Origin of the sequence: Citrobacter sp. ANG330 (assembly GCF_047467925.1) — a bacterium.
Taxonomy (GTDB): domain Bacteria; phylum Pseudomonadota; class Gammaproteobacteria; order Enterobacterales; family Enterobacteriaceae; genus Citrobacter_A; species Citrobacter_A amalonaticus_G.
Genome location: NZ_JASJUI010000010.1, coordinates 57426 through 70159, shown reverse-complemented (window position 1 = coordinate 70159; position 12734 = coordinate 57426). Strand labels below are relative to the sequence as shown.

At 53.8% G+C, this 12734-nt stretch carries 8 protein-coding genes; 1 reads left to right on the top strand and 7 read right to left on the bottom strand.

Annotated elements, in window-relative coordinates:
- Positions 1–906, top strand: a complete 906-nt coding sequence (locus QNN88_RS18935; protein ID WP_414241638.1) for a dihydrodipicolinate synthase family protein — start codon at positions 1–3, stop codon at positions 904–906.
- A gap of 51 nt (positions 907–957) precedes the next feature.
- On the opposite strand, the gene QNN88_RS18930 is transcribed toward QNN88_RS18935, so the two are convergent.
- The 7 genes from QNN88_RS18930 to asd all read right to left on the bottom strand — a co-directional run bounded on the left by QNN88_RS18930 (position 958) and on the right by asd (position 12586).
- Positions 958–1713: an IclR family transcriptional regulator gene (locus tag QNN88_RS18930; RefSeq protein ID WP_414241571.1), complete on the bottom strand. Its 756-nt coding sequence runs from the start codon at positions 1711–1713 to the stop codon at positions 958–960.
- 128 nt (positions 1714–1841) lie between these two features.
- A complete protein-coding gene (gene glgP, locus QNN88_RS18925) occupies positions 1842–4289 on the bottom strand; it encodes a glycogen phosphorylase (RefSeq protein WP_414241570.1) in 2448 nt (815 codons plus the stop codon).
- A gap of 19 nt (positions 4290–4308) precedes the next feature.
- Positions 4309–5742: a glycogen synthase GlgA gene (gene glgA / locus QNN88_RS18920; RefSeq protein WP_414241569.1), complete on the bottom strand. Its 1434-nt coding sequence runs from the start codon at positions 5740–5742 to the stop codon at positions 4309–4311.
- Between the two features lie 2 nt (positions 5743–5744).
- A complete protein-coding gene (glgC, locus tag QNN88_RS18915; protein ID WP_414241568.1) occupies positions 5745–7037 on the bottom strand; it encodes a glucose-1-phosphate adenylyltransferase in 1293 nt (430 codons plus the stop codon).
- Positions 7038–7054: 17 nt separating this feature from the next.
- Entirely contained in the window at positions 7055–9028 is a 1974-nt protein-coding gene (gene glgX / locus QNN88_RS18910) for a glycogen debranching protein GlgX (RefSeq protein WP_414241567.1), read from the bottom strand.
- Positions 9025–11211, bottom strand: a complete 2187-nt coding sequence (gene glgB / locus QNN88_RS18905) for a 1,4-alpha-glucan branching enzyme (protein WP_414241566.1) — start codon at positions 11209–11211, stop codon at positions 9025–9027. Before glgB ends, glgX begins: the two co-directional genes overlap by 4 nt.
- A gap of 268 nt (positions 11212–11479) precedes the next feature.
- The gene (asd, locus tag QNN88_RS18900) at positions 11480–12586 is read right to left on the bottom strand and encodes an aspartate-semialdehyde dehydrogenase (protein WP_414241565.1); all 1107 of its coding nucleotides are present in this window, start codon (positions 12584–12586) and stop codon (positions 11480–11482) included.
- Positions 12587–12734: the final 148 nt, after the last annotated feature.

The window sequence follows — 12734 nt, the reverse complement described above, 5'->3', positions numbered from 1 at the left end:
ATTATGCAAACTGAAAAATTTAACGGTGTCTTTCCGCCTGTTCCGACCATTGTTAATGCCCAGGGGAAATTAGATAAGAAAGGGATGGCGACCTTGCTTGACCATCTTATTGCGAACGAGGTTAACGGTGTATTATTGCTTGGCAGCGGCGGTGAGTTCTGCCATATGACAAAAGAACAGCGTCTGGAAGCCGCTGAGTTTTGCGTTCAACATATCAATCATCGCATTCCCGTGTTGTTAGGGATCAGCAGTACCAGCACGCAAGACGTCATTGATTACGGTCGACATGCTGACAGTCTGGAAGTCGATGCCGTACTGGTCCTCAATCCTTATTATGCACGGCTGACCGATGATTATATTTATCACCATTTTAAAACTGTCGCCGAAAGTATCAATACACCGGTTATTCTCTATAACTTTCCGGCGCTTACCGGCCAGGATCTCAGCATTGATTTAATTACCCGGCTGGCACATGACATTCCCAATATCATTGGTATAAAAGATACCGTGGATAACATTAGCCATATTCGCGAAATCATCAATACCGTACGACCGGTTCGCCCTGATTTTGTTATTTTCTCTGGTTACGATGAATACATGATGGACACGTTGATCATGGGGGGAAATGGCGGGATCCCTGCGACCGCTAATTTTGCTCCGCAGTTAACCTGTGGAATTTATCGTGCCTGGCGCGAAAAAGAGTATGAGACCTTGTTTCGCCTGCAACGTCGACTGTCTGCGTTATCAACTATTTACAGTCTGGATACGCCCTTCTTCGGGATTATCAAAAAAGCCATCCAACTCAGTGGCATTGATATCTCGGTTGAAGTCATGCCGCCAGTGCAACCGGCAAGCGAGGCACATATCACCAGCCTGAAAAAGGTTCTACAGCGCGCCGGGTTGTAACTCTCATCAGCGGGCTTAGCGCCCGCCTTTCAGCGTTGAGATGGCAAAAGATTAGCGCAACATCGACGACAGACGACGACTGGCATCCATCATCTGCATGGCAAGCGCTTCTCGTTTATCATCCGGGATCTGGAACGCGACGCCTGACACGCTCAAGGCCGCCACCACCTTCCCTTCAGCATTAAATATGGGCACCGCGATGCAACGCACGCCTAAAGAATCTTCTTCGTTGTCATAGCCCCAGCCGCGCTGACGGATCCCGGCTAATTCCTGCTTGAGGATATTCACATCGGTAATCGTCGTTTCGGTATAGCGCGTCAGAACCTGATCGGGCGGCAGCAACTCATCCAGCTCCTCCGAATTAAGCCAGGCAATCAGCACTTTTCCCAGTCCAGAACTATGCAGCGAAAGGCGCTTGCCCTCCCAACTACGGATCACAATTGCCTGTGGGCTTTCCAGCTTGAGAAGATAAATAGGAGAGTCGCCTTCAAGTACGCCAAGATGACAGGTTAAACCCGTCGCATTGCGAATTTCTTCCAGTATGGGCAGCGCTATTTTTTTAATATCGTACTGTTCAGCGGCTTTATTCCCTAATTCGTAGAGACGTAGCCCCAGATAATATTTGTCTTTTTCCTGACGCAATAAGCCATGCGCAACCATGCCCGTCAGTAAAGAGGAGGTACTGCTTTTTGCGATTCCTGAATTTTGATGAATTTGCGTGAACGTCGCGCCATCGCATTCCATCAGATAAGCGAAGACGCGCATAATTTTGTCGAGGGCGGGAATCGATGTTGTGATTTTTTTCATAAATTTATCAATTAATTATAATTAATTCCTCGGACACTATACACCAGCAGACGGTTATTATTCCATATCAATGCGCAATCACTACGCACAAAAAAGGAGCCCGCAGGCTCCTTTTTTAACATGACGACTTACAACCGTACCGGATCAATATGCCAGATGTGGTCAGCATACTCTTTGATGGTTCTGTCAGAAGAGAAGTAGCCCATGTTGGCGATGTTGAGCATCGCTTTTGCCGTCCACTCTTCCGGGCGACCATACAACGCATCCACCTTGTCCTGACAATCTACATAGCTGCGGTAGTCCGCCAGCACCTGATAATGATCGCCAAAGTTGATCAGCGAATCCACCAGATCACGATAACGCCCGGGCTCTTCCGGACTGAACATGCCGCTGCCGATTTGCGTCAGCACCTGATGCAGTTCTTCATCTTTTTCATAATATTCACGCGGTTTGTAACCCTGCCTGCGCAGCGCTTCCACCTCTTCCGCCGTGTTACCAAAGATAAAGATGTTCTCGTCACCAACGTGTTCCAGCATCTCAACGTTCGCCCCGTCCAGCGTACCGATAGTCAACGCGCCGTTCAGTGCAAACTTCATGTTGCTGGTACCGGAGGCCTCTGTCCCCGCCAGCGAAATCTGCTCAGACAAATCGGCTGCCGGAATGATTAACTGCGCCAGGCTCACGCTGTAGTTTGGGATAAACACCACTTTCAGCTTATCGCCAATCTGCGGATCGTTATTGATGACTTTCGCGACGTCATTAATCAGATGAATGATGTGCTTCGCCATGTAATAGGCTGAAGCAGCCTTACCGGCAAAAATATTCACCCGCGGCACCCACTGCGCATCAGGATCGGCCTTAATGCGGTTGTAGCGCGTTATCACGTGCAGCACATTCATTAGCTGACGCTTGTATTCATGAATGCGCTTAATCTGGACATCAAACAACGATTTCGGATTCACCACCACGTTAAGCTGCTGCGCGATATAATTTGCCAGCCGCTTTTTGTTTTCCAGCTTCGCCTGACGTACCGCATGATTGACCAGCGGGAAATCGCAGTGCTGTTCAAGTTCATGGAGTTGGCTCAGATCGGTACGCCATGTGCGGCCAATATTCTCGTCCAGAACGCCGGAAAGCGACGGGTTTGCCAGCGCCAGCCAGCGTCGCGGCGTCACACCATTCGTCACGTTACAGAAACGGGTCGGGAAGATGGTCGCAAAATCCGCAAACAGCGATTGCACCATCAGGTTCGAGTGCAGTTCGGAAACCCCGTTCACCTTATGGCTCACCACGACTGCCAGCCAAGCCATACGTACGCGACGACCGTTGGACTCGTCAATGATCGACGCGCGCCCCAGCAGACCCGTATCATTCGGGTATTGCTCCTGCAACGTTTTCAGGAAATAGTCGTTAATTTCAAAGATGATCTGCAGATGGCGCGGCAGGATTTTACCCAGCATATCCACCGGCCAGGTTTCCAGCGCTTCGCTCATCAGCGTGTGGTTGGTGTAGGAAAAGACCTGACAGCACACTTCAAACGCGTCGTCCCAGGTGAACTGATGCTCATCGATCAACAGCCGCATCAGTTCCGGGATCGACAGCACCGGATGCGTGTCATTCAGGTGAATGGCAATCTTATCCGCGAGGTTGTCGTAAGTTTTGTGCAACTGATAGTGACGGCTCAGGATATCCTGCACCGTTGCCGAGACCAGGAAATACTCCTGACGCAGACGCAGTTCGCGTCCGGAATAGGTGGAGTCATCCGGATACAGCACGCGCGACACGTTCTCGGAGTGGTTTTTATCTTCCACTGCCGCGAAGTAATCGCCCTGGTTGAATTTACCGAGGTTGATTTCGCTACTGGCCTGCGCATTCCACAGACGCAGCGTGTTGGTGGCGTCTGTATCATAACCGGGGATAATCTGGTCGTAGGCGACCGCGAGGATCTCTTCGGTTTCAAGCCAGCGTGTTTTCTTGCCTTCCTGCTGAATACGTCCGCCAAAGCGAACTTTGTACCGCGTGTTATGCCGTTTGAATTCCCACGGGTTGCCGTATTCCAGCCAGTAATCGGGAGATTCTTTCTGCCGCCCATCAACGATGTTCTGCTTGAACATCCCGTAGTCGTAGCGGATGCCGTAACCGCGTCCCGGCAGCCCTAAGGTTGCCAGCGAATCCAGGAAACAGGCTGCCAGTCGCCCGAGGCCACCGTTACCAAGACCCGGGTCGTTTTCTTCATCGATGAGCTCTTCAAGATCTAACCCCATCGCTTCCAGCGCGCCCTGGACATCGTCATAAATACCTAACGATAACAGCGCATTGGAAAGAGTACGTCCAATCAGGAATTCCATCGACAGGTAATAAACCTGACGGGTTTCTTGTGACAGTTGGGCACGGTTAGAACGCAGCCAGCGCTCCACAAGACGATCGCGCACCGCAAACAGCGTTGCGTTCAGCCATTCATGCTTATTGGCAATTACCGGGTCTTTACCAATCGTGAACATCAGCTTGTAAGCGATAGAGTGCTTAAGGGCTTCTACGCTCAGCGTCGGCGATGCATAGGTAAATGGAGCATTCATAATGATGATTCCTGAATATCTATTTCAAGCGATAGTAAAGCTCGCGGTACGACTTCGCCGCGACTTGCCAGCTAAAATCCATCGCCATCGCTTGCCGTTGTACAAACCGCCAGAGCGAAGGTCGAGACCACAGCACGAAAGCGCGGCGAATAGCGCGCAGCAAAGACCAGGCATTACTGTCCTCAAACACAAACCCGCTGGCGATGCCATCGGCAAGGTTTTCCAGCGAGCTGTCGGACACCGTGTCAGCCAGTCCACCGGTACGCCGTACCAGCGGCAACGTGCCGTACTTCAGCCCGTAGAGTTGCGTTAAGCCGCACGGCTCAAAGCGGCTCGGCACCAGAATGACGTCCGATCCGCCCATGATGCGGTGCGAAAACGCTTCGTGGTAGCCAATCTGCACACCGACCTGGCCGGGATATTCGGCGGCGGCGGCAAGGAAACCTTCCTGCAACACCGGATCGCCCGCCCCCAGCAGCGCCAGTTGTCCGCCCTGCTCCAGCAGGCCCGGCAGCGCCTCCAGCACCAGATCCAGCCCCTTCTGGCTGGTCAGGCGACTGACGACAGCAAACAGCGGAACTTTGTCATTCACCTTCAGCCCCATTGCTATCTGCAACTGGCGTTTGTTTTCCGCCTTCTCTTCCAGCGAATCCCGCGTGTAGCGCGCCGCCAGCAACAGATCCGTTTCCGGGCTCCAGATTTTCTCATCCACCCCGTTCAGGATGCCGGAAAGACGGCCCTCCCGGTGGCGCTGTTGCAGCAAGCCTTCCATACCGTAGGCAAACTGCGGCTCAGTTATCTCACGCGCATAGGTCGGGCTGACCGCCGTGATATGGTCGGCGTAGTACAACCCAGCCTTCAGAAATGAAATCTGACCATTAAACTCCAGACCGTGCATGTTAAAGAACGACCATGGCAACTGGATGTCATTCATGTGCTGGGCATAAAACATGCCCTGATACGCCAGATTGTGCACGGTAAATACCGATTTCGCCGGACGCCCACGTGCGGCCAGATACGCAGGTGCCAGACCTGCATGCCAGTCGTGCGCATGCACGACATCCGGGCGCCAGAATGGATCAAGCCCGCAGGCCATTTCACATCCCACCCACCCCAGTAGCGCAAAACGCAGCACGTTATCGGTGTAGGCAAACAGGTTTGTATCGTGATACGGACTCCCCGGACGATCGTAGAGATGCGGGGCATCAATCAGGTAAATTCCCACCCCGTTGTAATGACCAAACAGCAGGCTAATTCTGCCTGCGAATGTGTCGCGGCGGCTGACCACTTGCGCATCCGTAACACCCCGACGGATGTCGGGAAACGCGGGCAGCAGAACGCGGGCATCCACACCATCCGCGATTTGCGCCGCCGGCAACGCGCCAATCACATCGGCCAAACCACCTGTTTTCAACAGGGGAAACATCTCCGAACATACATGTAAAACCTGCATTCTCACTCCTGTTTGACCTGCAGTTTGCGCAACATTTCGCGCGTCACCAGCACAATGCCTTCCTCGGAACGGTAGAAGCGACGAGCATCTTCTTCCGCATTTTCGCCAATCACCATGCCTTCAGGGATAACGCAGGCACGATCAATAATGCAGCGACGCAGGCGGCATGAGCGTCCTACCCAGACTTCGGGTAGCAACACTGCCGAATCAATATTACAGAATGAATTCACCCGCACGCGCGGGAACAGAACAGACTGCACCACCACAGAACCCGAAATAATACAGCCGCCGGAAACCAACGAGTTCAGCGTCATACCGTGGCTGCCCGAGCGGTCCTGCACAAATTTCGCTGGCGGAAGTGATTCCATATGGGTGCGAATCGGCCAGTTCTGGTCGTACATATCCAGTTCTGGCGTCACGGATGCCAGATCAAGGTTCGCTTTCCAGTATGCTTCCAGCGTTCCGACATCACGCCAGTACGGCTCAGACTCCGGATCAGACTGGACGCACGACAATGGGAAAGGATGTGCATAAGCCATGCCAGCTTTGGTGACTGTCGGAATGATATCTTTGCCGAAGTCATGGCTTGATCCTTCGTCGCTGTCATCCTTTTCCAGCAACTCATAAAGGTAATCAGCATCAAAAATGTAGATCCCCATGCTGGCAAGAGATTTCGTAGCATCGCCTGGCATCGCGGGTGGGTTCGCCGGTTTTTCAACGAACTCAATAATCTTATCGTTTTCATCGACCGCCATTACGCCAAACGCGCTGGCCTCTTCGATAGGCACTGGCATACAGGCCACAGTGCAGCGCGCGCCCTTCTCGACGTGGTCGATCAGCATGCGCGAGTAGTCTTGCTTATAGATATGGTCACCCGCCAGGATCACCACATATTCCGCCTTATAACGACGGATAATATCGAGGTTCTGCGTCACAGCATCTGCCGTGCCGCGATACCAGTTTTCGCCCTGCATTCTTTGTTGGGCAGGTAGCAAATCGACGAACTCATTCATCTCCTCGCTAAAGAACGACCAGCCACGCTGAATATGCTGTACCAGAGTGTGGGACTGATATTGCGTGATGACGCCAATACGGCGGATCCCGGAGTTAAGACAGTTAGATAAAGCAAAATCGATAATACGAAACTTACCACCAAAGTGAACGGCCGGTTTTGCGCGCTTGTTGGTTAAATCTTTCAGACGGGTGCCACGCCCCCCCGCCAGAATCAGGGCAACAGATTTCAACGGCAACTGGCGCGCCAACATTAAACGGTTGTTCTTCTCTAAATTCACCATGACTAACTCCTTTTTGATCATCTCTGGAACACACACAGTCCGTGCGCAGGTCCCGGCCAGACAGCCGTAATTACCGGATTATCCTCTCCGGCAAACGGAGGAACAGCGCGCCATTCCCCTTCAGGTAAAACAATTTCAGCGGTATCCGATGCGGCATTGATGGCAATCAGAAAACGGCCCGACAGCAGGATTTGCATCTGCATTGGCCCGTTTTGCCACTCATCCGCACTCAGTGGTTGTGCGTGGCGGTTAAGCCAGCACACGTTGCCATCTCCCTCTTCCCACCAGTGGTCTCCCACCAGAGCCGGGATTTGCTGGCGCAGTTTTATCAATGCGGCGGTAAAATCGATTAATCCCCCGCTCGCCTGCGACCAGTCCAGCCAGGTCAACGCATTGTCCTGGCAGTAGGCGTTATTGTTGCCATGCTGGCTATGTCCGTGTTCATCACCGGCCAGCAACATCGGCGTTCCCTGAGAAAGTAAAAGCGTCGTCAGCAAGGCATGAATGCTGTCGCGTCGACGTTCGACGACCTCCAGAGTGCCACCTAATCCTTCTTTACCATGATTATTGCTATGGTTATTGTCGGTTCCGTCCCGATTTTCCTCTCCGTTTGCCTCATTGTGTTTCTGATTGAAACAAACGCAGTCTCTGAGCGTAAAACCGTCATGCGCGGTCACCAGATTGACGGAAGCGGAGGGTTTGCGCCCATCGCGCTTAAACACGTCACTGGAAGCCGCAAAGCGCCCGGCAAACTCGCCGAGCGACAGATTACGCTGTAGCCAGAAGCGGCGTGTCGCATCGCGAAAATGATCGTTCCACTCCGCGAACGGCGCGGGGAAATTCCCCACCTGATACCCGCCGGCCCCGATATCCCACGGTTCAGCGATAAGCTTAACGGCAGACAGCACCGGGCACTGTTTGATGGCGGTGAACAGCGGCGCATCCTGGCGAAACGCTGGCGTACGCCCCATCACCGATGCCAGGTCAAAACGAAAACCATCGACATGGCAGGTTTCAACCCAGTAACGCAGGCATTCCAGGGCATATTCCGCCACGCCAGGATGGCTAAGATTGAGCGTGTTGCCGCAACCGGTCCAGTTGTGATAATCGCCATCCTCTCTGATCCAATAATAGCTACGGTTGTCGATTCCGCGCAGAGAGATGAGCGGCCCGTCGCGATCCAGCTCGGCGCTGTGGTTGAGAACAATGTCGAGAATGACCTCGATTCCCGCTTTGTGCAGCGCCTTTATGGCGTCACGGAACTCATCCAGCGCTGTCTCTGGTGAGCAGGCATAAGCCGGATGCAGCGCAAACAACGCGACCGGGTTGTAGCCCCAATAGTTGGACAGCCCCAGCCGTTGCAGACGCGGCTCGCTGACAAAATGCACCACCGGCAGCAATTCCAGCGCGGTAATCCCCAAATGCTTCAGGTAATCGATCATCACCGGATGACCGAGCGCTTTGTACGTGCCGCGAATCTCCGCCGGGATCTGCGGATGCAGATACGTTAAGCCTTTGACATGCGCTTCATAGATGACGGTGTTGCCCCACGGCGTGCGCGGTGGGGCATCGTCTTCCCAGTCATAGCGATCAACGGTCACCACGCACTTCGGCGCAATGACAACGTTATCGCGATGATCTGGCTGGTCATAACCCGCATGCATCAGCGGATCATCTTTCAGGTCGCCCTCTACACGACGCGCACAGGGATCAATCAGCAGCTTCGCCGGGTTAAACCAGTGCCCCTGCGCGGGCTGCCACGGCCCATGCACGCGGTAGCCATAACGCAGACCAGGACGGGCATCAGCCAGATAGCCGTGCCAGACATCTCCGGTACGCGCCGGCAGGTCATAGCGCAACTCATTGCCTGACGCGTCAAACACGCACAGCTCAACGCGTTCAGCATGCGCGGAAAAGAGCGTGAAATTCACCCCCTGTCCGTCATACGTTGCGCCATGCGGTGCGGCGTTACCGGCAACCAGTTGCGTCATTCGCCCTCCCGGACCAGCCAGATTGTCGACAACGGCGGCAGAGTCAGACTCAGCGATTGCGGACGTCCGTGGCTGGAAATCTCATCAGTATGGACCGCCCCGCCGTTCCCGGCATTGCTGCCGTGGTAGTGCATCGAGTCGGTATTGAGAATTTCGCGCCATTTGCCCGGCTGATTGACCCCAAAGCGGTAACCGTGACGCGGCACCGGCGTGAAGTTGCTGGCGACGATAATTTCATTTCCGACCTTATCGCGACGGACAAAGATCAGAACTGAACGTTCGTGGTCATCAACCACCAGCCATTCGAAACCGTAAGAATCAAAGTCGAGTTCATGTAACGCTTTGTGGTGCCGATAGGTCAGGTTGAGATCGCGTACCAGCCGCTGCACACCGTGGTGCCAGTTGTCGCCGCCTTCCAGCAGATGCCAGTCAAGGCTGGCGTCGTGGTTCCATTCGCGCCCCTGAGCAAACTCGTTGCCCATGAACAGCAGTTTCTTGCCCGGGAAGGCCCACATCCAGCCATAGTAAGCGCGCAGGTTGGCAAATTTCTGCCACGCGTCGCCCGGCATGCGGTCAAGAATCGATTTCTTACCGTGGACCACTTCGTCATGCGACAACGGCAGAACGAAGTTTTCGGTGTAGTTGTAGAGCATGCCGAAGGTCAGCTTGTCATGGTGATACTGGCGGTAAACCGGATCCAGCTTCATGTAATCGAGAGTGTCGTGCATCCAGCCGAGGTTCCACTTGTACCAGAAACCCAGACCGCCCATATCCTGCGGTCGGGAAACGCCCGGGAAGTCCGTTGACTCTTCCGCCATACTCACCGCGCCCGAAACCTGTTCACCGAGAATACGGTTGGTATTGCGTAAAAACTCGATCGCTTCCAGGTTTTCGCGGCCGCCGAACTCATTTGGGATCCACTCGCCCTCTTTGCGGCTGTAATCGCGATAAATCATCGACGCCACGGCATCCACGCGCAGGGCGTCAATACCAAAGCGCTCAATCCAGTACAGGGCGTTCCCCACCAGATAGTTACTGACTTCACGACGACCGTAGTTGTAGATCAGCGTGTTCCAGTCCTGGTGATACCCTTCGCGTGGATCGCTATGCTCGTACAGTTTGGTGCCATCGAATTCGGCGAGAGCAAAGTCATCCGACGGGAAGTGGCCCGGCACCCAGTCAAGGATCACATTCAAACCTGCCTGATGCGCGGCGTTCACGAAATAACGGAAATCATCGCGCGTACCGAAACGACGCGTTGGCGCATAAAGACCCGTTGGCTGGTAACCCCAGCTTCCGTCAAATGGATGCTCATTCACCGGCAACAGTTCAAGATGGGTAAAGCCCATCCATTTCACGTACGGGATAAGCTGGTCAGCCAGCTCGCGATAGCTCAGCCAGAAGTTGTTATCGGTATGGCGACGCCACGAACCCAGATGGACTTCATAGATGGAGATCGGCGCATCAAACTGATTGGCCTTTTTACGCGCCTCGGTTTGCACAACTTTTTCGGGCAGGCCGCAAATGAGCGAAGCCGTTTCCGGACGCATCTGCGCTTCAAAGGCGTAAGGATCGGCTTTCACCCGCAGGTTGCCATTGGCGTCGATCATCTCATATTTGTAGAGCTGACCATGCTGTGCGCCGGGGATAAACAGTTCCCAGATGCCGCTTTCTTTGCGCAGACGCATCGGGTGACGGCGACCATCCCAGAAGTTAAATTGCCCCACCACGGAAACGCGACGCGCGTTCGGCGCCCAGACGGAGAAACGCGTCCCCGTGACGCCATCCATCGTGTCCGCGTGCGCGCCCAGGGTTTCATACGGACGCAAATGCGTGCCTTCCGACAGCAGCCAGGCATCCATATCCTGAATAAGAGGACCAAAACGGTAGGGATCATCAATCAGATTTTGCTGGCCATGCCAGACAACAGCGAGCTGGTAGCGAAAAGGATTTTTACGGCGAGGTAATACGCCACTGAAAAAACCGCGTGAGTCGAGGCAGTCCAGTTTGCCGACTTTGCGTCCGGTTTTAGGTTCAATCACCCACACTTCTGTGGCGTCAGGTAAAAGCGCGCGGACTTCGAGTCCGGCTGAGGTCTGGTGCATACCGAGTACGGAAAAAGGATCCGCAAAATGGCCTGCGATTAGCGCATTAATCACGTCTCTATCGATACGATCGGACATGGTTTTCATCCTGTTTTTTGGTGTCACTCCTCCAACTGATTTTCGACATCAGTCAGCGACACTTTTTTGTGACCTGAACGGCGCAGCACAATTGTGCATCCTCTCTGCCCCGTCCTACCTTCAGGTAAAGCCCTGATACTGAGATCAGGACACCCTTAAAGAATAGCCAACACTTTAATTAACTCCTGCATAAAGACTATACATTTGCGTTTACTCCTTTTTTACGCATAAAAAGGGGTGACTCAGCACCCCATGTAAACCAACGCGGTTACGCCAGATGGCGCAACATGCGTCGCAACGGCTCAGCCGCCCCCCAGAGCAGTTGGTCGCCCACCGTAAAGGCTGACAGGAACTCCGGTCCCATATTCAGCTTACGCAGACGGCCAACCGGCGTGGTCAACGTGCCGGTAACGGCCGCTGGGGTTAACTCACGCATGGTGATATCCCGATCGTTTGGTACCACTTTCGCCCACGGATTGTGAGCCGCCAGCAGTTCTTCCACGGTCGGAATGGATACGTCTTTTTTCAGTTTAATGGTGAATGCCTGACTGTGGCAGCGCAGCGCGCCAACGCGCACGCACAGGCCATCGACCGGAATGACGGAGGAGGTATCGAGGATCTTGTTGGTTTCCGCCTGACCTTTCCACTCTTCGCGGCTCTGGCCGTTATCAAGCTGTTTGTCGATCCACGGAATCAGGCTGCCCGCCAGCGGCACGCCAAAATTATCCACCGGCAGTTCACCGCTACGGGTCAGTTGGGTCACTTTGCGTTCGATATCGAGAATGGCGGAAGACGGCGTTGCCAGTTCATCAGCGACGTAGTTATGCAACTGGCCCATCTGGTTGAGCAGTTCGCGCATATGGCGTGCGCCGCCGCCGGAAGCCGCCTGGTAAGTCGCAACTGACACCCAGTCCACCAAATCGTTGGCAAACAGACCGCCCAACGACATCAACATCAGGCTAACGGTACAGTTCCCGCCGACAAAGGTTTTAATCCCGTTGTTCAAACCCCTGGTGATGACATCCTGGTTAACCGGGTCGAGAATAATGATGGCGTCATCTTTCATGCGCAGCGAAGAGGCCGCGTCAATCCAGTAACCCTGCCATCCGCTTTCACGAAGCTTTGGATAGATTTCGTTGGTATAATCGCCGCCCTGACAGGTCACGATGATATCGAGCGCTTTCAGCGCGTCCAGATCGAAAGCGTCCTGAAGTGTGCCGGTTGAGGTACCGCCGAATGTCGGCGCTGCCTGCCCAAACTGGGAAGTCGAAAAGAAAACAGGGCGAATGGCGTCGAAGTCGCGCTCTTCAACCATGCGTTGCATGAGAACAGAGCCGACCATACCGCGCCAGCCGATAAAACCAACATTTTTCATAGCGTTTTTTCCTGCAAAGATGTGTGCTGTGTATGCTGACCAGTGTCCTACTGGCTCATCCTTCACCATACAAAAAGCAGCCAAAGTCGCAAGTGAATTTAATCAATGATAGCGATGCCATCAGTAATGCGACTTATCCCGCTGCTTA

Coding starts and splice junctions, on each gene's coding strand:
- glgC (WP_414241568.1), bottom strand. CDS start 7,037: ATGGTGAATTTAGAGAAGAACAACCGTTTAATGTTGGCGCGCCAGTTG.
- asd (WP_414241565.1), bottom strand. CDS start 12,586: ATGAAAAATGTTGGTTTTATCGGCTGGCGCGGTATGGTCGGCTCTGTT.
- glgB (WP_414241566.1), bottom strand. CDS start 11,211: ATGTCCGATCGTATCGATAGAGACGTGATTAATGCGCTAATCGCAGGC.
- glgA (WP_414241569.1), bottom strand. CDS start 5,742: ATGCAGGTTTTACATGTATGTTCGGAGATGTTTCCCCTGTTGAAAACA.
- glgP (WP_414241570.1), bottom strand. CDS start 4,289: ATGAATGCTCCATTTACCTATGCATCGCCGACGCTGAGCGTAGAAGCC.
- QNN88_RS18930 (WP_414241571.1), bottom strand. CDS start 1,713: ATGAAAAAAATCACAACATCGATTCCCGCCCTCGACAAAATTATGCGC.
- glgX (WP_414241567.1), bottom strand. CDS start 9,028: ATGACGCAACTGGTTGCCGGTAACGCCGCACCGCATGGCGCAACGTAT.